This window comes from Marinomonas sp. SBI8L (assembly GCF_001624705.1).
Lineage (GTDB): Bacteria > Pseudomonadota > Gammaproteobacteria > Pseudomonadales > Marinomonadaceae > Marinomonas.
This window is the reverse complement of record NZ_JSEO01000022.1, coordinates 25097-46485: the sequence shown is the minus strand read 5'-3', so window position 1 is coordinate 46485 and position 21389 is coordinate 25097. Positions and strand designations below refer to the sequence as shown.

The window sequence follows — 21389 nt, the reverse complement described above, 5'->3', positions numbered from 1 at the left end:
GACAGAACAATGCGCGCAAGCAATTATTTATTTTCTACTTTACGTAATCCTCCAACTGATGCAGTTGTAACTAGCCACAAGCTGATGATGCGAGCTGGCATGATTCGCCAAGTTTCTAAAGGTTTGTACACTTGGCTACCAACCGGCTTAAAAGTGTTCCGCAAAGTAGAGAACATTGTCCGTGAAGAAATGCAAAAGGCAGGTGCCTTAGAAATCATCATGCCTGGTGTGCAACCAAAAGAATTATGGGAAGAATCAGGTCGCTGGCAAGAATACGGCCCTGAGCTTCTGCGCATCAAAGACCGTCATGAACGTGATTATTGCCTTGGGCCAACCCACGAAGAAGTAGTAACTGATCTTGTTCGTAATGAGATTAGCAGCTACAAGCAACTGCCTCTTAACCTTTTTCAAATCCAAACTAAGTTCCGTGACGAAGTAAGGCCACGTTTTGGTGTTATGCGCTCCCGTGAGTTCATGATGAAAGATGCTTACTCTTTCCACTCTTCTCCTGAATCATTGCAAACAACCTATGATGTTATGCATGACGCATACTGCAAAGTGTTTGACCGTGTTGGCCTAAACTATCGCCCAGTACGTGCAGATACAGGCAGCATTGGTGGCGCTTTCTCTCATGAGTTCCATGTACTTGCAGAATCTGGTGAAGATGATATTGCATTCAGTGATAGCTCTGATTTCGCAGCAAACATTGAGCTTGCAGAAGCAATCAGTGATAAACAAGCGGCAGACGCACCGACACTTGCGCTGGAAGAGGTCTTAACACCTAATTGCAAAACGATTCAGCAAGTCGCTGACTTCTTATCTTTAGATGTTAAGCAAACTGTTAAAACCATGTTGATTAAAGGTCAAAATGCAGAAGGTGAAAGCAACATCATCGCCTTGGTATTACGTGGCGACCACAACATTAATGAAATTAAAGTGGAAAAAATCGAAGGGGCACTTGTTCCTTTCGAGTTTGCTTCAGAAACTGACATTCTTGCTCAAATTGGCTGCCAACCTGGCTCTATCGGTCCGATTGGTTTAGTTGAAAAAGGCATTCGTGTTATTGCTGACCGCTCTGCAGCTGTTTTATCTGATTTCTGCGCTGGCGCAAACAAAGATGATTATCACGTCACTGGTGTTAACTGGGAACGTGACTTTGGTGAAGTTGAAACGGCTGACATACGTAATGTTGTCGCTGGCGACCCTTCTCCAGATGGTAAGGGCATAATTGAAATTAAGCGCGGAATTGAAGTCGGTCATATTTTCCAACTTGGACAAAAATATGCTGAAGCATTAAATGCCAATGTTCTGGATGAAAACGGCAAAGCACAAACCATGTGGATGGGTTGTTACGGTATCGGTGTTTCTCGCGTTGTAGCGGCTGCGATTGAGCAGAACTTTGATGAAAAAGGCATTCTATGGCCTGATGCCATCGCGCCTTTCCAAGTGTCTATTGTGGCAATGAAATACGAAAAGTCTGAAGCCGTGCGCGAACAGGCAGATCGTATTTATGCAGAACTACAAGCCGCAGGTATCGATGTCATGCTTGACGACCGTAAAGCAAGCCCTGGTGTTAAGTTTGCTGATGCTGAGCTTTTAGGCATCCCACATCGCGTGGTTATTAGCGATAAAGGTTTAGACAAAGGCACAATCGAATACAAGCACAGACGTACAGGTGACAATGATGACCTTGCGCTTGATACGCTTGTTGAGACATTGATTTCTCGCCTAAACTAACTTTCAACTTATTTCTCCCCTTATTTAAGTAATCATTTAAGGGGGGAAATAAATTATAAGGAATGAAGATGACTACTATTTATCACAACCCTCGCTGCTCCAAATCTCGTGAAACATTAGCCCTATTAGAAAGCAACAAAATAGAAGCCGATGTTCGCTTATACCTTGAAGACACACCAAGTGTAGATGAGTTAAAAGTATTATTAACTCAGCTTGATATCACACCAATTCAACTAATGCGCACCAAAGAAGCTATCTATAAAGAAAATAATCTTCACTTAGATTCTGTAACAGATGAAGAGCGCCTAGTTGCTATGACTCAGTTCCCTAAGTTGATCGAGCGCCCAATTGTTATTCACAATGAAAAAGCCAAAATTGGCCGTCCTCCAGAGCAAGTTCTAGAACTTTTTAAATAACAAAACATTAGGTTTACAGCTGATCCACTAGATTAAAAGTAGAGATAATGACGCCCTATATTTTGGTTTTATACTATAGCCGCCACGGCTCGGTTGCAGAAATGGCAAAGCATATTGCTCGCGGTGCCAAGCAACAAACATCACTGGATGTGATGATAAGACAAGTACCTGAAATCTCAGATATTACTCAAGCTGCACAAGAACCGATTCCTGCAGATGGTGCGCCATATTGCAGCCTAGAGGATCTAGCTAACTGCAGCGCTTTAGCCTTAGGTAGCCCGTCATACTTTGGCGGTATTGCCAGCCCTTTAAAATACTTTTTAGACCAAACCTCTATGATATGGATGTCGGGTCAGCTAGCGAACAAACCTGCCAGTGTTTTTACTAGCGCCAGCACAATGCACGGTGGCCAAGAAATGTGCCTACAAGCATTAATGACACCTCTCTTTCACCACGGCATGATAATTCACGGCTTGAGCTATAAAAGCCCAGCGCTTCACAAAACAGCATCTGGTGGCACGCCTTATGGCGCAAGCCATTTTGCTTCGAGCACAGGTTCTTCTACCCTAAGCGAAGAAGAAAGCAAACTTTGTCACGACCAAGGCGAACGTCTTGCCAAGCTATGTAAAGCCCTTTTAAACGAGTCTTAATTCAAGTCTATTTAGTGAGAAACTGATAACAATGGCAAAAAGAGAACATGTCACCTCTACTGAGCGAAAAACTTACAAGGCACTTTGTAAACAGACTAAGCCCTTAATGGTTTTAAACCTATGCGCCTTGATTATAACCATCGCGGTTTGGCACTTGGCTTTAAATAAAATTGAGTTAAACGCCCCTTGGATAGTTCTTACCGTTGCTATTCTACCGCTATTAATGGTGTTTCCAGGTACTCTGTCAGGAAGTTATCGGGGTGCAATCTGGACCTGTTTTGTCACCCTTATCTACTTTGTCGCTGGGGTTTTAAACTGGATCCAAACCCATGCTTGGGCATATGGTATGAGTGAAACACTTTTGTCAGTGATTTTGTTTATCGTTGCACTCATGTATGCAAGGTGGAAAGGCCTTAGCGAGTTACCAATAAGGAACTAGCTAAAAACAGAAGACGGAAAGATGCTTTTTAAAGCTCTGATAAAAGTCGTTCAATAAAAAAGGGTGCTATTGCACCCTTTTTTATCATTCATAAACTGCTTTTGCTATAACCTTGGTAGCTCAATACCTTCAAAAATAGCATCAACTTCGTGGCGACCTACCGCTTCCATTGCAGCCTCAACTCTATCTCGCGTTAGGTGAGGTGCGAAAGATTGAATAAATTCATACATATAACCACGAATAAATGCATTTGAGCGTATACCAATACGTGTACAACTATCTTCAAATAAGTGAGAAGCATCTAACGCCACTAGATCTTCATCTAATTTTTCATCGTAGGCCATAGTTGCCACAATACCGACCCCTAAACCTAATCGAACATAAGTTTTGATGACATCAGAGTCAGCAGCTGTAAACACCACGTTCGGCTCAAGCTCTGCGGCCTGAAAAGCTTGATCTAATTGGGAGCGCCCCGTAAAACCAAATACGTAAGTCACAATAGGATACTCAGCCAAAGTTTCTAGACTTAATTTTTCCTCTTGCGCCAATGGGTGATCTTTTGGTACAACGACAGAGCGATTCCAAGTATAACAAGGCAGCATTACAAGATTACCAAAAAGCTCGAGTGCTTCGGTTGCTATAGCAAAATCCACTACCCCATCATTTGCCATTTCAGCAATTTGCATTGGCGTACCTTGATGCATATGTAGCGTGACATCAGGATAGCCTTCCATAAATTGGTGAATAATACTTGGCAATGCATATCTTGCTTGAGTATGAGTCGTTGCAATATCTAGAGAGCCTTTTCTATCGTCACTAAACTCTTTCGCAACTTTTTTTATGTTCTTGGTTTGATTGAGTATCTCACCTGCTATCTCAATAATTTTTTCACCGGCAGGTGTTACATGAGTCAAATGTTTACCACTTCTAGCAAACACTTCCACACCCAATTCATCTTCAAGCAAACGAATTTGCTTACTCACACCAGGCTGAGAGGTATATAAACTCTGCGCCGTTGCTGAAACATTCAGGTCGTGACGGGCCACTTCCCAGATATATCTAAGCTGCTGTAGTTTCATGTAGAGGCCCTTATTCGAAAAAGAATTAAAAACATAAGAAAATATTACTTTATAGAATAGAGAAAAAGCACTAACGTTGCCAGCTTAAACCACATATAGATGGAAAACGATGGATTTTATTTGGTACATATTAGCGGGTGTTGGCGTTGGTTTCGCTGTTGGCATGACAGGTGTTGGCGGTGGTTCTTTAATGACCCCCCTATTACTCATGTTTGGTTTCCCGCCTAATATCGCTATTGGAACCGATCTAATGTATGCAGGCATAGCCAAAAGTACGGGTGTGGTCATGCATGCAAAACACGGTCACGTGAATTGGAAGATAATGGGAAGCATGGCTGCGGGCAGTATTCCCGCATCATTAGTCACTATATGGGTATTATCTCAGTTTCACGCACCTGAAAATTACCAAACCATTTTAACCAGCTCGCTTGGGGTTATGTTAGTTGCGACTGCCTTTGTCATTATTTTCAAAAAGAAATTAGTTAATCCAAATAAGGCACAAGATTCAAACTCACAAAAAAGCCACACTTATATCTTTTTAAGCGGCATCATTTTAGGCTCATTAGTTACTCTTACATCTGTTGGCGCTGGGGCTCTGGGTACCGCGTTAATGATGATTTTATTTCCTACCATGTCAGCAAGAAACATAGTCGGAACAGATTTAGCCCATGCGGTTCCTCTAACGCTTGTTGCAGGTCTTGGTCATCTCGCTTTAGGCAATGTGGACTATTCTCTTCTTGTCGCACTCTTAATTGGTTCCATCCCTGCTATCTATGTTGGCACTCTCGTTGCCACACGTGTACCAAACAAGGTATTACAACCGGTTCTTGCCAGTGCTTTAATGGGGTTTGGCATAAAATATTTGTTTTTCTGAATGCACAAAGATAAACAATATGTACAATACTAACCCCTTGGATAAAAATCCGAGAGGAAACATAATTAAAAAAGCATAACAAACTAGCAGAATAACGCAGGAAAAGATTAATGAGCGACGCCCGTCTCGAAGATTTAAATGTATCTTCTTTTAAGCCACTGGTAACCCCACAAGCCCTTAAAGAAGAGCTACCAGTGAGCGAAGCCATCCGTGCCACAGTAACTCAAGGCCGTGATGATATTAAAAATATTTTAGATGGTAAGGATCACCGCCTTGCTATCGTGATTGGACCTTGTTCAATCCATGACCCAGAAGCCGCTTTAGATTATGCAAAAAGACTAAAAGCGCTATCTGAGAAGGTCAGCGATACTCTGTATATCGTTATGCGTGTCTATTTTGAAAAACCTCGTACTACTGTTGGCTGGAAAGGTCTTATCAATGACCCTCACCGCAACGATACTTTTGCGATCGAAGAAGGCATGCACATTGCCCGTAAACTATTGCTAGACCTTTCTGAACTAGGCCTACCACTAGCAACCGAAGCACTTGATCCGATTTCACCTCAGTACTACCAAGATCTTATTAGCTGGTCTGCAATTGGTGCACGTACAACTGAGTCTCAAACTCACAGGGAAATGGCAAGTGGCCTTTCTGGCCCTATTGGCTTTAAGAATGGCACAGATGGCTCTATGACAGTTGCGGTAAATGCTATCCAGTCTACAGCTCACTCACATTCTTTCCTTGGTATTGATGAGCAAGGTCAAGTAAGCGTTATTACTACTAAAGGTAATCGTTACGGTCACATGGTTCTTCGTGGAGGTAATGGCAAACCAAACTACGACTCTGTGAATGTTGCATTAACAGAGCAAGCGATGGAAAAAGCCAACATTCCAGCTAATATCATGATTGATTGCTCACACGAGAACTCAAACAAAAAACCTGAGATCCAACCATTAGTCGCTAAAGATGCAACTAAGCAAATTCTAGAGGGTAACAACTCTATTATGGGTCTAATGATTGAGAGTAACATTGGTTGGGGCAACCAAAAGATTAGCGAAAACCTTGCTGATCTTGAATACGGCGTGTCCGTTACTGATGCCTGCATCGACTGGGAGACAACTGAAAAGAGCCTACTTGAAATGGCTGACCAGTTAAGAGATACGCTACCTAAGCGTCCTCGCGGTTAATCCCGTTAAGCATAAAAAAAGGAGGCATCAGCCTCCTTTTTTTATGCTTGCTCATGATTGTTTACATAAAAGCATTATCTGTCACAGTATGATCAGTAGAGTCTTGCACACCATTCAGAGCTGGCACTTTTTCAATCAAAGTTTTTTCAACACCTTCTTTTAGTGTTAAATCGACAGCACTACAGCCTTGGCAACCACCACCAAACTTAAGCACAGCAATGTTACCTTCTTTGACTTCAACCAAACTCACTTCACCACCATGAGAGGCAAGGCCTGGGTTGATATCAGAATAAAGCACATAGTTAATTTGATCTTCTAGTGGGCTATCCGCAGATACTTTCGGCATTTTAGCATTAGGTGCCTTAATGGTAAGCTGACCACCCATTTTCTCTTTTGCGTAATCGACAAAAGCTTCATCTAAAAAGTTTACTGAATTCTTTTCAATCAATACTTTTAGTTTAGGAAGATTCAACACTTCATCTGTATCGACCATTTCTTCAGGTCGGCAATAGGCAAGACAAGTTTCTGCGTAAGGTGTACCTGGTTGCTGAATAAATATGCGAACCGCCATCCCTTCAACGTCTTGCTTCTCTAATAATGAACCCAAGTATTCTTGAGCACTGTCAGTAATCGTAATATTCATATATAACCTTCATAAAATCGGTAAGGCGAATCATAAGGCTATGGTAACTTAAATCACTAAGGCAACGAAAGACCGAGCAGTTAACTAAGGTATTAATTCAATAAAAAAGTCGCATTTATTACACCTTGTGTAAAATCCTAAAAGATAAAAATTTCGACTGATATGCCTTATCAGTAAAACCACTAACCATATGCATAAATATTCGTTTTTTGTATATAGTAATTTTGATAAAGTAGCCGCAAATATTATTTGTCTACTTAGTGGTTGTTCCAACATGTATCAATATGACGCAATAGATCAGCAAATTGTTGAAGAACGCGTAAATCAATTTCGCGATCAAACTCAACGTTTTCTTAATAACGAGCTTCCAGAGGCAGAGTTCCTACCTCTTCGTTTACAAAATGGCCTTTACGTTCAACGTCATGCGCCTATGCTTCGAATCGCTATTCCTTATGGCATGCTGTCTAGTAAGCAAATTCGTAAGCTTGCTGATATCAGTCGCCGTTACGACCGTGGTTATGGCCACTTTAGTACTCGTCAAAACCTTCAATTAAATTGGCCTACTCTTGAATCTGTGCCAGATATCTTGGCAGAACTTGCTGAAGTACAAATGCACGCAGTTCAAACCAGTGGTAACTGTATTCGTAACACCACGACAGACCAATATGCAGGTGTAATTGACGATGAGATCGTTGATCCTCGCCCTTATTGTGAAATGATTCGTCAATGGTCTACTTTCCACCCTGAGTTCGCTTTCTTACCACGTAAATTCAAAATTGCAGTAAACGCAACTGAATCTGCTGATAGAGCGGCAACTCAAGTACATGATATTGGCCTACACATTAAGAAAAATGATGCGGGTGAAATCGGCTTTAAAGTTATTGTTGGTGGTGGTCTTGGCCGTACACCAATGATAGGAACAACGATTTGTGAATTTATGCCTCGTAAAGACATCTTGTCTTACTTGGAAGCGATCCTTAGGGTTTACAACCAACAAGGTAACCGCCTAAATAAATATAAAGCTCGTATCAAAATATTGACTAAAGCATTGGGCATTGATGAGATTCGTGCTCGTGTTGAAGCTGAATGGGAACACTTGAAAGGTCGTGAAAACACAGTACCTGAAGTGGAATTCGAACGCTTACAAAGTTTCTTCACTGAACCTGCGTACAAAGCATTAAGCAATAACCCTAGCTCTCTAACTGAAAAGTTAAGCCAGAGCCCTGGTTTTGCTCGTTGGTATGAGCGCAATACTTTTGCTCACAAGAAAGACGGCTACCGCATTGTCACCCTTACATTGAAGAAAACAGGTATTGCTCCAGGTGATGCTACGTCTGAACAAATGGACCTTGCTGCTGATTTCGCTGATAAATACAGCTTTGGTGAACTAAGAGTGAGCCATGAGCAAAACCTAGTACTTGCGGATGTAGAACAAGAGCAACTAGTAGAATTGTGGGAAGCAGCCAAAGACGCTGGTTTCGCAACACCTACACTAGGCTTGTTAACTGACATGATTTGCTGCCCTGGCGGTGATTTCTGCGCCCTAGCCAATGCAAAATCTATCCCGATTGCTCAACAAATCCAAGAGCGTTTCGATGATCTTGATTATCTATACGATATTGGCGACCTTGATTTGAACATCTCTGGTTGTATGAATGCTTGTGGACACCACCATGTTGGTAACTTAGGCATTCTAGGTGTTGATAAGAAAGGCGAAGAGTTCTACCAAGTTTCGATTGGTGGCGCTTCTGGTCACGATGCCAGCATAGGTAAGATTATCGGACCTTCTTTCTCTGAAGAAGAGATTGGCGGCATCATAGAAAAAATCGTTAGCGTTTATATTGATAACAGAACTGAAGAAGAGAGATTCATCGACACCTACCGTCGTATTGGCATCGCTCCATACAAAGAGGCAGCATATGCAAAAAATAATTAAAGACGGCGTAATCCAAGATTGCGATCTGAACTGGATTCAAGATCAAGAGCAAGCTGTTGAAGCATTAGCTGGCGATCAAAAAGCAAAAGCTATTATCCCACTAAACCTTTGGTTGGATGATGCGCACGATACATCTGGCGTTGCTGGTATTTGGATTGACAGTACAGAAAGCACTGAACCTCTAGCAGGTAAAGACTTGTCTGAACTTGCAGTAATAGGTTTGAACTTTCTAGCTTTTGCTGATGGTCGTTGTTTTAGTTATGCACGCCTACTACGTGAGCGCCTTAACTACCAAGGCGAAGTACGTGCACTTGGTAACTTCATCCCTGATCAACAAGGATATATGTTGCGTGTTGGTTTTAATGGTTTCCAATTCAACGAATCAGTTGATATTGAAAAAGCATTATTACTGCACAAACCTTTTTCCGTTGCGTATCAAGGTGATGTAGTAGATCCAAGACCTGTTTTTGCTCGCCGCTAAGCAAAATAGCAGTAAAATTAGCAAATCTTATTAATTTGCTTAAAGAAAAGGCCCTTCACGGGCCTTTTTCTATTGCGTATTTTGTTTCCCATCATTAAGGTATAAAACACGCTAAAGTTGTTGATTGTTAAAGGGTCTTAACGTGTTTTATAAAAATATCATCACTGCACTATTGGCTATTTTCTTCGCCACATCAGTATATGCTGAAACAGCATATGTATCAGACATTCAATTTGTCTCAGTACGAGAAGGTCAAGACAATAGCACTCGAGCTGTTGAGAGAGGACTTCGTAGTGGTACATCTTTAGAAGTACTTGAACGTGCAAACGGACATACTAGAGTACTTACACCAAAAGGAAATGAGGGCTGGATCGCTGATTATTACCTAACAGGTAAAAAAGTAACCCGTGAGAAAGTCATCGAGCAAGAAGCCCAAATAACAGAACTAATTGAAAGTAAACTTACTATTCAAAAACAGCTTAACCAATCTAGTGCCTTAATCAATCAGTTGAAAAAAGATGTTGCTGGATTAACTTCTGACAAAACATCTCTAGAACAGAAGCTAGCTGATCTAAATGAATTAACACTACAAGCGCAAGAAATCGTAAAAGATAAAGAAGTCATGAGCTTCGAAGTTGATTCTATTATGCAACGCCTGCAGTTCGCTGAAGCTGAGTCATTACGCTTAAAAGACGAACGCCAGTTAAAATGGTTTATAATTGGAGCAGGTACTTTAGTCATTGGTGTGTTGTTTGGTGTTATCGCCCCTTCAATGCGTCGTAAGAAAGCTAACAATGGAGCATGGTCGTAACTAGATGGAAGTTTCCATAGTCCACTCTTTTTTCCTTATCTTTGCTGGTGCAGCTGTTATTGCGACAGTTGCACTTTATACCAGACAACCTCTAATCATTGCTTATATTGCTCTAGGCGCCCTTCTCGGCCCTTACGCGTTTAGCCTCATTGATGAACCCAAGCTAATGGATGAGATGTCTCACATAGGCATCATTTTCTTACTTTTCCTATTGGGCTTGGATATGCAGCCAAGCCACTTGCTCAATATGCTTAAAAAGGCCTCCTGGGTCGCTCTCTTAAGCTCTATTGCCTTTGCAGGTGTTGGTTATTCAATTGCGTTAGCTTTCGGTTACAGCCAAATTGAGTCAAGTATCATAGGCATTGCCATGATGTTCTCAAGCACCATTGTCTGCATCAAATTATTACCTACTACCGTATTACATCACAAACACACAGGTGAGCTAGTTGTTGGTCTGCTGCTGTTACAAGATATTATTGCGATTGCAGTATTATTAGTGCTTTACAGTATCGCTGGTACACAAGAAAGCAGTGCGAGCCAAATACTCATCCCCATCATAGGCCTACCTAGCCTTATTGCACTCGCCTTTTTGTTTGTTAAGTTTGTACTACTTAAACTGATCGCTAAATTTGATCGCTTTCATGAGTTCATCTTTTTAGTATCAATTGGCTGGTGTTTATCTATGGCTGTTGCGGCAGAATACCTAGGCCTTTCTGCCGAAATGGGAGCCTTTATTGGTGGTGTTGCCCTAGCCACAAGCCCAATCTCTCAATATATAGCAACACACTTAAAGCCTTTGAGAGACTTTTTCTTAGTACTCTTCTTCTTCACCATTGGGGCAAGCTTTAATCTTGAGTTGCTAGGCCTTGTGATAGTACCTGCAATTATCTTGGCAGTTACTAGCATGCTGTTAAAGCCAGTCGTATTCAGGTACCTATTAAAAGGTCTGAAGGAAGATGCCTCTACCTCATGGGAAGTAGGCTTTCGACTAGGTCAAGTGAGTGAGTTTTCTTTGTTAATCGCCTACCTATCTGCAAGCATTGGACTTATTGGCATAGAAGCGTCTCATGTTATTCAAGCCACAGCGATTCTCAGTTTTGCTCTCTCAACCTATGTGGTGATATTAAACTACCCCAACCCAATCGCTATCTCTGATAAATTAAGGCGAGATTAAAGCTAATTAAAAATAAAAATGCCAACCGAGTGTTGGTATTTTTTTACCTATTTATCACCTTTCTGTCCAAATACCCCTTCAAGCAAATGTATCGATTTTGTTGAAATTAGCCCAGCTTGTATCAAACCTATGAGACTTTTTAAAATTGATACATCTTGCGACAAATTAGCTCTAGACTGACAAACTTTTGCGACATGCCAATGTTTTACTAATCACATCGAAAAACAACAGGTTTTTCATTTATTAAATTTGAGAAAAACAATGGAGCTAAACATGAAAAAGTATTTTAAAAAGACCACTACTATTGCCCTAATCAGCCTTTGCGGTTTATCTCTAACTGGTCTTGCGACAGCCATGCCAAATGATGGCGATAGAATGATGAAGCACGGTAAGGTTCAACTTGAACGTGAATACACCTTAACTGAAATCAACACCTTGGTTGAAGCAAGACTACTACGAAGCCGTAATGCAGAAACAACCTTAGAAAGTATTGAAAAAACGGCTCAAGGTACCTTCTTAGTTACCCTAAGTGGAGCAGAGGAAGGAGAAAAGAACATTGAGCTAAATAAATATGGGTTACCTGTCGATGCACCCTTCCTAGGCTTATTTTCTAAGCACGCAGGCAAAGGCGGTAAAAAAGGCAAAGGTCAATGTAACAAGGGTGAGCGTGGCTATAACAAACATTTCGGCAAACAGGATGATATGAGCCCAGAGCGCCAAGAAAGAATGGCAGAGAAGGCAGAAAGAAGACAAGAGAAGCGTGAAGCATACATCGAAAAGCACGCACTAACGCTTGAAGAAATGACCACTCTTGCTGAAGCTAGACTAATTCCCCTGAATAACGAGAATTTAAAATTAGGTGAAGTTACTAGCAATGAAGAAGGTGGCTACACAGTTACTATTTTAAGTGCTAATAATGATTTGGTAAGCCGTGTAAAACTAAATGAAGCGGGGTTTCCTGAACTTAAAATGAAACATCACAAAGGTTAATATTTGAACAAAATTAAAAAGCCCCATTCGGGGCTTTTTTCATTTTTAATTCAGCTGAGATTCGTATCTTGCATCCGTCAATGTTTTAAGGAATGCAACTAAGGCGTCAACTCTTTCATCTGGTAAAGCAGGACCATCAGTCAACTCAGTTGCTAGGTTTATCCCAACTTCTGGTTGCCCCCATAACTCACCTGTTTCAGGGTTCTCTGTACGTGTGACATTGTTATATTTATCATAAAACAGAACCACAGTTTTTAAATCTTGAAATACACCATTGTGCATATAAGGCCCAGTCACTGCGACATTACGCAAACTTGGCACTTTAAACTTACCTTTTTCTGACTCAAAACTGGCTTCTGGGTTATTGAACAAGCCAAAATCTGTTGCTGTCACACCGTTGATCGCTCTTAAAGCTTTATTTTCTGGCACTCCAATATTGTGATAACTAAAATCGGTAAAACTTTCTGTCGCATAAAATGGCGAAGAACTTAGCTGATGACATTGATTACAATTGGTAAACTGCTCTGAGAAAAATAGCGTTCTTCCTAACTCTTCCTGATCCGTAAATGCCACTTCACCGCGAAGATATTTGTCATACTTTGAATCAAACGGCATAAACAATTCAGTTTGCTCGAATGCCATAATAGAATCACTCATGGCTTTATAAGCTTGTTTACTGTCCGTCAGCACCTCAGCTCCGAACAAGTGTGAGAACAGTTTTTGATAAGTAGCATTTTCATTGATGCGAGTTAGCACTTGATCCTCAGATAACATTGCCATCTCACCTGGGTTTAACGGTGGCCCAGCAGCTTGATCTGCTAAAGTTGAAGCTCTGCCATCATGGAATTGACCACCAATATATTTACCTTCTTTATTCTTTGAGAACAAAGGACTTAGTGCAGCATAAGCAGCGGTTGGCGCATTACGATCACCAATGGATACATTATCAGAGCCAAGAGAAGCCATACCAAAAACACCATTATCCCTATCATCAATAAAGCCTTTTGCAGGATTATGGCAGGTAGCGCAGGACTGGTTACGGTTAAGCGACAAGTTCACATCAAAGTAAAGTTGCCCACCTAATTTTGCCATGGGGTCATCCATAGCAAGAGGTAAGCTCGACTTCTTCTTTGTATCAAGCACACTAGTGGTTTCATCAACTGACTGACAAGCTGTCAGAGCAAAACCAGATAAACACAATAACCAAGCAAATTTGCGCACACTTCACCTTTTTTCTAAACAAATTTTGTTTTAACTTCTTACAAATAGTAACACAAATAGTAAGCATTATCGTTTTGATAAAAGTCAAAAAAAAGCAGCATTTTCATGCTGCTTTTTTAAAGGCTTAAATAACTGAAGTGTTAAGCTTGATCTGGAAGTGTCACATTCAGCTCCAATACTGAGCAATCCTCAATATTTTCTAACTGTATTTGAACATCATCCGAACCAATATTGACGTATTTGCGGATCACCTCAATAATTTCTTTCTGCATCTGAGGTAGGTAATCCGGCTGCTGCCTTTTACCACGTTCGTGGGCAACGATAATTTGTAAACGCTCTTTCGCTACAGACGCTGATGTAGGCTCATTCTTACTTTTAAAATAATCAAAAATACCCACTCAACTAACCCCCAAGTAATCGTTTAAAAAAGCCTTTTTTAGGCACTTCCAAAAAGCGTAACGGGCGATCTTCGCCTAATAATCTGTGAACGGCATCATCATATGCCAGACCAGCTTCTGATTCAGTATCCAAAATAACAGGTGTCCCTTGGTTTGAAGCTTTTAATACAGCTTCAGACTCAGGAATCACGCCTAAAAGAGGAATAGCCAGAATCTCTTCTACGTCAGCAACGCCTAACATTTCACCTTGCTCTACACGCTCTGGATGGTAGCGTGTTAATAGCAAGTGCTCTTCGATAGGGTCCATACCTTGTTCTGCACGGCGAGATTTGCTTTGCAGAATACCTAGAATACGGTCTGAATCTCGAACAGAGGAGACTTCTGGGTTAGTTACAACAATGGCAATGTCTGCGAAATAAAGGGCCATTTGCGCCCCTCTTTCAATACCCGCCGGTGAATCACAAACGATGTAGTCGTAAGTCTTACCTAATTCGTTTAAGACTTGCTGAACACCTTCTTGTGACAAAGCATCTTTATCACGAGTTTGTGACGCAGGTAATATAGATAAATTTTTTGTACGTTTATCTTTAATCAGAGCCTGAGTCAGTGTCGCTTCGCCATTAATTACATTCACAAAGTCATAAACAACACGTCGTTCACAGCCCATGATTAAATCTAGGTTTCGCAAACCTACATCAAAATCAATAATGACAGTTTTATGGCCGTTTAGAGCCAAGCCAGTGCCAATGGCAGCACTTGACGTGGTCTTCCCTACCCCGCCTTTACCTGACGTTACCACAATAATTTTTGCCAATTTTTTTCTCCCAAACGCAATTTTTATGCGTATTTATCATTTTTTATAATTTAGAGTGTCAAACCATACATATGAATAGCCGCGGCATTAACCTAACTTGAGCAGACTAAAAAGCGACAACATCTAAATTTTCATCATTCAACAAAACTTGAGCAGATTCCTTCCACAAAATTTTCTGTAGCGCATCACTCAGGATAAAATTACCCGCGATTGATACTAACTCGGCTTCCATACTACGACAAAAGATGCGCGCATTACTATCACCCTTAACACCCGCTAAGGCTCGACCTCTCAAAGCACCATAAACATGGATGCTACCATCAGCCAGCACTTCAGCACCTGGACTAACAGAAGATAGTATAATTAAATCCCCTTCTGCGTATACCTGCTGCCCTGAACGTATCGGCTTACTGATAATTTTTGAGCTTTGCGCAACTCTCTTTTCTTCAACGACAGTTTTAATCACGACATCAGGGTTAGCTTTATCTTGATTAACATTATTCTCTAATCTGGTCGCTCGAGTTTTTGATGCAGGCAACAGAGGTAAACTTACCTCATCTTGCCAAGCAGGTTTATTCGTCTCGTGTGAACGCCAGCCAATAGGGCTTAAACCTAGGTTTTTTAAATGTAGCAAAAGACGATTAAATTCGTCTAGATTAATCACTTGATCCAGTTTTGACAGATCAATAATAACAGGGGCCATCTGAAAAAAGTTAGGCGCTTGCTCTACTTTATTTTCAATTGCAGCGATAAGCGACATTTCATCAAAATGGCTTATCTCTAACAAAATAGTGGTCACAACACTTCCTTTGAACTGGAAGTTTGACTCTGACATACGTGTGTCCTTATAAATGGTGTTGAAGCGCTCTTTCGCCACACTTATTTTAACAAGCTCAAAATTTAAAGAAAGCTAGAAACAGGGATTCGCACCCAAGAAATACCTTTCTACAACAAAAGTTAATTCTTTTCGGCCAACTTGTAATTTTTTACTGAAATGTTTTTTTCAAATGTACACAAAACTTCGCAGCAATGAGGTACTTACTAACCTGCAAAAAAGCATCTGATAACCATCTTTACACGTTAAAGCTTTTGAAACATAAAAAAATAAAAAAGAAGCTAGACAAGGAGTTAAAGCACTGAAAAGTAAAATGAAATCACACTTATTCAGAGAGTTATTGTATTGTTTCTGGGGACAACTTCTCCCTAATATTAGGGAAACTGCGATTCAATCACCTCTTCTCAGTCTTCTCAGAAAAAGTATCAATCAAGGCGTCACTTTGCCGCTTTTTCTGATAAGAGCTGTAGGCACCTTTCGAAAAGGGACAACACAGGGTGACGCTTTTTCTGAAATGCCGTTTAGGTATTCTTCAAAGACCCGCAGGGCGTGGCCTAAAAGCCCTACCTTTAAGTTGAGGATCTTATCAATAGAATCACTATTAAGTTGCGCTCCTCGCCATAAATCTAGTTGCTTTTATCCACACGCTGAGGCGGGAGGACTTATTCGCAGCTTCCCTAGAGTGAAGTTCAGGTTATTTAAATGGCATAAGCCTTGTCGAGTTGGCTAATCCCAAGCCCAGGCAATTTAGATAATTTTATTTGCACAGGAATACGCTCCTTTAATGCTTCAACATGGCTAATTATGCCGATCATTTTACCTGCTGCATTAAGAAGCTCTAAAGCATCAAGTGCAATATCTAAGGTTTCACTATCCAAAGTACCAAAACCTTCATCCAAGAAAAGAGAATCAATACTCGTTTTATGAGACACCAAATCAGATAAAGCGAGGGCAAGCGCTAAGCTGACTAAAAATGACTCTCCACCAGATAAAGTACGTGTGTCCCTTTCACTATCTGCTTGCCAAGTATCTAATACAATAAGTTCTAGTTTATCGCCAACTTTACGCTTTAACTGATACCTATCATGTAGCAAAGCAAGCCTTTGATTTGCTAAATATAGAAGGTTATCTAAGGTAAGACTTTGGGCAAACTTCCTAAATTTAGCCCCATCAGCCGCGCCAATCAACTGCTGCAACTGAGTCATCAAGGCCATATCATCTCTAGCTTTAGCCAATTTTTTAAGATTTGATTGATACTTAGTTTGAGCCTCATCATGCGCTTTAAGCTGCATTTGAATTTGCCCAAAACTTTGATGCTCTTGGCTGTGCTGCGCTGATAATTCAATAATCGTTTCTTGCAAAGATTTTATCTGATTGGCCAAGTCTTCTTCTTTAAATGCGAGAACTAAATCAAGGTTAAAACCTGTATTTTCAGGCAAGGCATCTTGGTGCTTTTTCATTTCACCTTGTACTTGCTGTAATCTATCTTGTGCTTGTGCTTTTTCTTCTTCGAGACGTTTTCTCTCACGCGTTAAGCGCTCAATTTTATCATCATCTAAACACAGAGCTTGCCAACTCGCTTCGCCTTCAAAACCCGCCTCAGATAGCTTTTGCTGCCATACACCTTGAGCCTTTATCTTATTTTCACGTAAAAGCAACAGGCTGCTTTCTTGTGCTAACACACCTCCTTCTAGGGATTGAATGTCAGCACTATTGTCTAATACCTTTTGTTGAGCGGCCTTAAGCTCTTTATCAGATAAGGTAAGAGCGAGTTTAGTTGCCTCTCTTTTTTGCTCTAAACTGTGATCACCCAAATGATTCACTAACTCAGTTTGAATCAAAGCCAGCTCTTTTTGGTGAGTCTCTAAAACTAAATTTAATTCATGACTTTTTTGTTGTAACTGCTGCAACTGCTCTTGGCTAGCTGCAAGCTTAGCATTTTGATTAATTTCTTGCTGCTTCAAAGCCTCTTGTCTTGCTTGCGCATCTTGCCAAGTAAGCAACCTATGTTTAAGTTGTTCAAATGCTTGATTCAGTTCTTGAAACTCATAAGGTCTGTCTAGGTGAGGCTGTAACTCTTGCAACAACTGAGTTTGTTTATCACGAAAAAGATTAATCTCAGCGCGATTCTCTTTGCTAATTTCATCGATACGAGCATTCATCGCAAGCAAAGATTGAGCATCAAAGCCTTGCTGTTGTATGAGTTTTTCCAGTGTTTGTTTTGCGGCTTGGGCCTGCTGTCGAGCGTTATCAACATTTTGCATTAGAAGAGTGAGCTGATTTCGTATTACGTCATTTTGAGCTTGTAACGTTTGAGACTCAGCCTGAATAGCTTGCCAGGCCATGAGATCAGAAATTGCAGGCCACACCTTATCATTAGGTAAACTTAAGTCATTCGAACCTTGCTTAATTTGATCAATAACAGACTTTTGTTCTAACAGGTTTGCCTCTTGCTGGCTAATCAAAACCTCTAATGTTTGTCGCTGAGATTTTAACTCACGTCCCTCACTTTCAAGCTGATTGACCTTAGCTAACTGAGTGTCATACTGAGCAAGCGTTTGTTGATTAACACTAGGTTGATGCCCGTGAGCATAGGGGTGTTCTAAAGCACCACATAAAACACAGGCTTCATTATCCACCAACTCTGCTCTTAAGACCTCCAACTGCTGAATTCGCTCTTCTTTCTTTGCTAACAATTCGAGAGTCTCTAAATGGGCTTTTGCTTCTTGAAAAGCTTGTCGCTTAAGTACTAGCTGTTGATCTAAGTGATCTTTTTCCCCCTGATCTTCTGCTTTTTGCTGCTCGAATCGCAATAATTGTCCTTGAGCATAATCATAGTTTTGCACTATTTGCCAGGCCTGCTGAATCGAAGGCGCGGCTTGCAGAGATTGACGATCCACCTCTAACCAAGCATTAGCTTCCATTCCAGAAGTAAGATTTAGAATATCGTTTTCAGCGTTAAGTAAGACATTATCTAAATGAGCTAAGCTAGCATTTTCATGCTCAACTTTAGTTTGATTATCTTGCTGTCGTTGCACTAACTCAGTTTTATCAAGTTGGAGTTTATCCTTTAGTTCGTTAGCTTGATGTAACGAATTTTGTTGCCCTAACAAGTATTGCCATTGCTGCTGCCAAGCTGCCAATTCATTATTTATCAACTCATTTTGCGGTGACTGACTTAAGCTTATTTGAAGTGCTTGCATCTCCTGAGTGAGGTGCGTCAATTGCTTAACATCTGCCTGTCTTTGTAAGTCTAACTTTTGACTTTGTGCGTTAGTTTCTTTTAAGTCTAAAGCTGTTTTAGACAGCAATGCATCTTGCTTATTTTTTTCACTTAAAAGTGGACTAATGACCTGAATATCTAATTGATGAAAGTTTTCTGATTCAGTCTCACACAAGGTATGTTTAGCTATAGCGCTGGACTCTGTTTTAACTAGGCTATCTTTTGCTTCTTTTAATCTGGTAAGTTCGACTTGGTTTACTTTTAGCTTTTCTACCGCATCTCTTTCAGCTGTTGACGTATGCTGTTTTTGCTCATAAAACTGACGGATAACTTTGGCACTTAACGCCGATTCAAGAGACATCAAACTTGGTTTAAAGCTTTCCCAGGCGCTATCACTTGTCCCTAACATTAGACCCAAATCAGCTTGTTTGAGACTTAAACTTTGCCAAACTTTGAACCAATTCAATTGGCTTTCGTGACTTTCTTTTTGTAACTTTAAAGTGGCTTCACGTTCAGCAAATTCTGCTTCTTTCTTTCTTAAATTTGCGAGTGTTTCTTCATCTAAACTTTCGTATTCGTCCAACTGCTGCTCTTGTAAAAGCAGCTCTTGGCGTTGCCGCTTATGCTCCTCAAACACATATTTAGAAATATCCCCGTAGACTTCTGTTCCCGTAAGCTCTTCTAATAATTCTGCTCTGGCGTTTGCTTCTGCATTTAGAAAAGCCGAAAAGCCACCTTGAGCAAGTAGCATGGATTTAGTAAATCGAGCAAAATCCAAACCAGTGATTTGAGCCATTAACGTCAATTTTTCATTTACTTTAGTTGTCAGTACTTCACCTGAGGCAAGACAAAGCTCAACATTAACCGGCTGTAATTTACCGTCACTTCTCTCACGGGCACGCCTTTGGCTCCAAAAAGCGCGATAGCGAACTGATTTAACTTCAAATTCAACTTCTGCTAAACATTCAGCTGTGTGACGTGTCATGACTTCATTATGTGAAGGGCTCACCTTAAGACGAGGTGTCTCATGAAACAGAGCAAGACAGATGGCATCCAATAAACTGGTTTTTCCGGCGCCTGTGGCCCCCACTATGGCAAAAACACCAGCATCGCTAAAAGGCGATTGGGTAAAATCCAACTTCCACTCCCCTTTCAAGGAGTTAATATTTTTTAATCTAAGACTACAGATTTTCATCTTCTAACGCCTCTTGAGAAGCAAGCATGGCTTGATATTGCTGCTTAAATAAATGAGTTAGTTGGACTTTATCTTCGTCTATTCCAGCACTGTCTACACAAAGTTCAAACACTTCAGTCACGGACAGTTCTGCCAAGTTTTCTTTACTACCCTGTGGCATAGATTGCACCTGGGTTTTTAACTGTCGCTTAACTCTTAATAACTCGATCTCCAAACCTTCTAATGCCATTTGCAGCTGTCGATATAAGTCAGATACATATTCATCTGACACTAAAGTCACTTCCGCCCACAAAGTTGGCATTTCTCCTTGAGACTGATCTAAATTGGCATGAGCCTGTTTTAATTCAGATACCACCTGACTAAGCTCACCATTCGTACTAAAAAGAGCCTGAAAACTTGGAATTTCTAAAGTCTGTATCACAGGTTCTGTATGACTCTGCGAATAATCCACCAGCACCATACTTTTATTACGTGCCAACTCATCAAAACTTAATGCGATAGGTGAACCCGAATAGCGGACATGGTCAAGACCGGATACTTTTTGTGGTCTATGTATATGACCTAACGCCAAATAGGAAAACGGAGGAAAATAATCCATCGGAAAGGATTCTAATGTGCCCACATAAATTTCACGTACAGATTCAGAAATACTTGCCCCAAGTGTCGTTAGATGGCCAGAGCCCAATATCGGCACTCCCCCTAACATTTGAGACTGAGCTTGCGCGGCTTGATACACATCTTGATAAAAATCTTTAATTTGTTCTGCTAATAAACCTTGTTTACGACGCTCATCAAGGCCAGCTTCACTCTGAAAAATATCACGAGGGCGAATATAAGGCACAGCACACATTAACGCAGCGACATCTGAACTGCCTTTTTTGTACAGCTTGATAACGTGTTCATCTGGCTGTTGTGGGTCAGCCGCTGCAACAACATAAGTTGTTAGCTCTGCCAGTAAGGTTTTTGACTCGTTAAGCATACTCACAGAGTCATGATTGCCAGCAACAATGACAAGCTGACACTCACGCTTATGTAAGCCTAAAACTAACTGATTATAGAGCTCTCGAGCATAACTTGGAGGCGATCCCGTATCAAAAATATCCCCAGCAATAAGAACAACATCTATGTTTTGTTCTTCGACACACTCAAATAACCAATTGATAAGTGCACTATGCTCATTTTTTCGACTTTTACCCATAAAGAACTGACCAAGATGCCAGTCAGATGTATGTAGAATTTTCATCAAGCTATCGCATGTTTAGTGGAAGGTGCAGAGTAACGAATAG

Annotated in this window: 19 protein-coding genes; 11 read left to right on the top strand and 8 right to left on the bottom strand. The window is 40.8% G+C overall.

Features of this window, described 5'->3' with window-relative positions; all coding sequences use genetic code 11:
* Nucleotides 1-9 precede the first annotated feature (9 nt).
* The 4 genes from OA91_RS23075 (at nt 10) to OA91_RS23060 (ending at nt 3242) form a co-directional block, all read left to right on the top strand.
* Complete coding sequence (locus tag OA91_RS23075) at nt 10-1737, top strand: proline--tRNA ligase (protein WP_063340048.1); 1728 nt, start codon at nt 10-12, stop codon at nt 1735-1737.
* Nucleotides 1738-1805: 68 nt separating this feature from the next.
* Nucleotides 1806-2153 carry an arsenate reductase (glutaredoxin) gene (arsC, locus tag OA91_RS23070; RefSeq protein ID WP_157196993.1) on the top strand — a complete coding sequence of 116 codons (348 nt, stop codon included), beginning with the start codon at nt 1806-1808 and terminating at the stop codon, nt 2151-2153.
* Between the two features lie 47 nt (nt 2154-2200).
* Nucleotides 2201-2803 (top strand): NAD(P)H:quinone oxidoreductase, encoded by a 603-nt coding sequence (gene wrbA / locus OA91_RS23065; RefSeq protein WP_046018954.1) that lies wholly within the window; start codon nt 2201-2203, stop codon nt 2801-2803.
* Nucleotides 2804-2834: 31 nt separating this feature from the next.
* Nucleotides 2835-3242, top strand: a complete 408-nt coding sequence (locus OA91_RS23060) for a DUF2069 domain-containing protein (protein ID WP_052702330.1) — start codon at nt 2835-2837, stop codon at nt 3240-3242.
* Between the two features lie 104 nt (nt 3243-3346).
* Here OA91_RS23060 and cysB read toward each other — a convergent pair whose 3' ends face one another.
* The gene (cysB, locus tag OA91_RS23055; protein WP_046018953.1) at nt 3347-4321 is read right to left on the bottom strand and encodes an HTH-type transcriptional regulator CysB; all 975 of its coding nucleotides are present in this window, start codon (nt 4319-4321) and stop codon (nt 3347-3349) included.
* Nucleotides 4322-4430: 109 nt separating this feature from the next.
* Here cysB and OA91_RS23050 point away from each other — a divergent pair, with 109 nt between their 5' ends.
* Together OA91_RS23050 and OA91_RS23045 are read left to right on the top strand one after the other, a co-directional pair.
* A complete protein-coding gene (locus OA91_RS23050) occupies nt 4431-5195 on the top strand; it encodes a sulfite exporter TauE/SafE family protein (RefSeq protein ID WP_063340047.1) in 765 nt (254 codons plus the stop codon).
* A 110-nt stretch (nt 5196-5305) separates the two neighbouring features.
* Nucleotides 5306-6382 carry a 3-deoxy-7-phosphoheptulonate synthase gene (locus tag OA91_RS23045; RefSeq protein ID WP_063340046.1) on the top strand — a complete coding sequence of 359 codons (1077 nt, stop codon included), beginning with the start codon at nt 5306-5308 and terminating at the stop codon, nt 6380-6382.
* Between the two features lie 61 nt (nt 6383-6443).
* Here OA91_RS23045 and nfuA read toward each other — a convergent pair whose 3' ends face one another.
* Nucleotides 6444-7025 carry a Fe-S biogenesis protein NfuA gene (gene nfuA / locus OA91_RS23040; RefSeq protein ID WP_063340045.1) on the bottom strand — a complete coding sequence of 194 codons (582 nt, stop codon included), beginning with the start codon at nt 7023-7025 and terminating at the stop codon, nt 6444-6446.
* 274 nt (nt 7026-7299) lie between these two features.
* Here nfuA and OA91_RS23035 point away from each other — a divergent pair, with 274 nt between their 5' ends.
* The 5 genes from OA91_RS23035 to OA91_RS23015 all read left to right on the top strand — a co-directional run bounded on the left by OA91_RS23035 (nt 7300) and on the right by OA91_RS23015 (nt 12417).
* On the top strand, nt 7300-8961 hold the full coding sequence (locus OA91_RS23035; RefSeq protein ID WP_063340044.1) for a nitrite/sulfite reductase: 1662 nt from the start codon (nt 7300-7302) through the stop codon (nt 8959-8961).
* Nucleotides 8945-9442 (top strand): DUF934 domain-containing protein, encoded by a 498-nt coding sequence (locus OA91_RS23030; protein ID WP_063340043.1) that lies wholly within the window; start codon nt 8945-8947, stop codon nt 9440-9442. Before OA91_RS23035 ends, OA91_RS23030 begins: the two co-directional genes overlap by 17 nt.
* A 142-nt stretch (nt 9443-9584) precedes the next feature.
* Nucleotides 9585-10253, top strand: a complete 669-nt coding sequence (locus OA91_RS23025; RefSeq protein WP_063340042.1) for a TIGR04211 family SH3 domain-containing protein — start codon at nt 9585-9587, stop codon at nt 10251-10253.
* Nucleotides 10254-10257: 4 nt separating this feature from the next.
* Nucleotides 10258-11427: a cation:proton antiporter gene (locus tag OA91_RS23020; protein WP_046018946.1), complete on the top strand. Its 1170-nt coding sequence runs from the start codon at nt 10258-10260 to the stop codon at nt 11425-11427.
* 273 nt (nt 11428-11700) lie between these two features.
* Nucleotides 11701-12417, top strand: coding sequence for a hypothetical protein (locus OA91_RS23015; RefSeq protein ID WP_063340041.1), 717 nt, complete (start codon nt 11701-11703; stop codon nt 12415-12417).
* 45 nt (nt 12418-12462) lie between these two features.
* On the opposite strand, the gene OA91_RS23010 is transcribed toward OA91_RS23015, so the two are convergent.
* The 6 genes from OA91_RS23010 to sbcD all read right to left on the bottom strand — a co-directional run bounded on the left by OA91_RS23010 (nt 12463) and on the right by sbcD (nt 21346).
* Nucleotides 12463-13638: a cytochrome-c peroxidase gene (locus OA91_RS23010; RefSeq protein WP_231870448.1), complete on the bottom strand. Its 1176-nt coding sequence runs from the start codon at nt 13636-13638 to the stop codon at nt 12463-12465.
* Nucleotides 13639-13778: 140 nt separating this feature from the next.
* Nucleotides 13779-14036 (bottom strand): cell division topological specificity factor MinE, encoded by a 258-nt coding sequence (gene minE, locus OA91_RS23005; RefSeq protein ID WP_009833334.1) that lies wholly within the window; start codon nt 14034-14036, stop codon nt 13779-13781.
* Between the two features lie 4 nt (nt 14037-14040).
* Nucleotides 14041-14850: a septum site-determining protein MinD gene (gene minD, locus OA91_RS23000; protein WP_046018944.1), complete on the bottom strand. Its 810-nt coding sequence runs from the start codon at nt 14848-14850 to the stop codon at nt 14041-14043.
* Nucleotides 14851-14956: 106 nt separating this feature from the next.
* Nucleotides 14957-15685, bottom strand: coding sequence for a septum site-determining protein MinC (gene minC, locus OA91_RS22995; protein WP_046018943.1), 729 nt, complete (start codon nt 15683-15685; stop codon nt 14957-14959).
* 698 nt (nt 15686-16383) lie between these two features.
* On the bottom strand, nt 16384-20103 hold the full coding sequence (locus tag OA91_RS22990; RefSeq protein ID WP_063340040.1) for an AAA family ATPase: 3720 nt from the start codon (nt 20101-20103) through the stop codon (nt 16384-16386).
* Nucleotides 20090-21346, bottom strand: coding sequence for an exonuclease subunit SbcD (sbcD, locus tag OA91_RS22985; RefSeq protein ID WP_063340039.1), 1257 nt, complete (start codon nt 21344-21346; stop codon nt 20090-20092). The genes OA91_RS22990 and sbcD overlap by 14 nt, the downstream gene beginning before the upstream one ends.
* Nucleotides 21347-21389 lie beyond the last annotated feature (43 nt).

Excerpts from the sequence above, each read along its gene's own strand:
- sbcD (WP_063340039.1), bottom strand. The coding sequence starts at position 21,346 with ATGAAAATTCTACATACATCTGACTGGCATCTTGGTCAGTTCTTTATG.
- OA91_RS23045 (WP_063340046.1), top strand. The coding sequence starts at position 5,306 with ATGAGCGACGCCCGTCTCGAAGATTTAAATGTATCTTCTTTTAAGCCA.
- wrbA (WP_046018954.1), top strand. The coding sequence starts at position 2,201 with ATGACGCCCTATATTTTGGTTTTATACTATAGCCGCCACGGCTCGGTT.
- OA91_RS23015 (WP_063340041.1), top strand. The coding sequence starts at position 11,701 with ATGAAAAAGTATTTTAAAAAGACCACTACTATTGCCCTAATCAGCCTT.
- OA91_RS22990 (WP_063340040.1), bottom strand. The coding sequence starts at position 20,103 with ATGAAAATCTGTAGTCTTAGATTAAAAAATATTAACTCCTTGAAAGGG.
- OA91_RS23060 (WP_052702330.1), top strand. The coding sequence starts at position 2,835 with ATGGCAAAAAGAGAACATGTCACCTCTACTGAGCGAAAAACTTACAAG.
- minC (WP_046018943.1), bottom strand. The coding sequence starts at position 15,685 with ATGTCAGAGTCAAACTTCCAGTTCAAAGGAAGTGTTGTGACCACTATT.
- cysB (WP_046018953.1), bottom strand. The coding sequence starts at position 4,321 with ATGAAACTACAGCAGCTTAGATATATCTGGGAAGTGGCCCGTCACGAC.
- OA91_RS23030 (WP_063340043.1), top strand. The coding sequence starts at position 8,945 with ATGCAAAAAATAATTAAAGACGGCGTAATCCAAGATTGCGATCTGAAC.
- OA91_RS23035 (WP_063340044.1), top strand. The coding sequence starts at position 7,300 with ATGTATCAATATGACGCAATAGATCAGCAAATTGTTGAAGAACGCGTA.
- OA91_RS23075 (WP_063340048.1), top strand. The coding sequence starts at position 10 with ATGCGCGCAAGCAATTATTTATTTTCTACTTTACGTAATCCTCCAACT.
- OA91_RS23050 (WP_063340047.1), top strand. The coding sequence starts at position 4,431 with ATGGATTTTATTTGGTACATATTAGCGGGTGTTGGCGTTGGTTTCGCT.
- nfuA (WP_063340045.1), bottom strand. The coding sequence starts at position 7,025 with ATGAATATTACGATTACTGACAGTGCTCAAGAATACTTGGGTTCATTA.
- OA91_RS23020 (WP_046018946.1), top strand. The coding sequence starts at position 10,258 with ATGGAAGTTTCCATAGTCCACTCTTTTTTCCTTATCTTTGCTGGTGCA.
- arsC (WP_157196993.1), top strand. The coding sequence starts at position 1,806 with ATGACTACTATTTATCACAACCCTCGCTGCTCCAAATCTCGTGAAACA.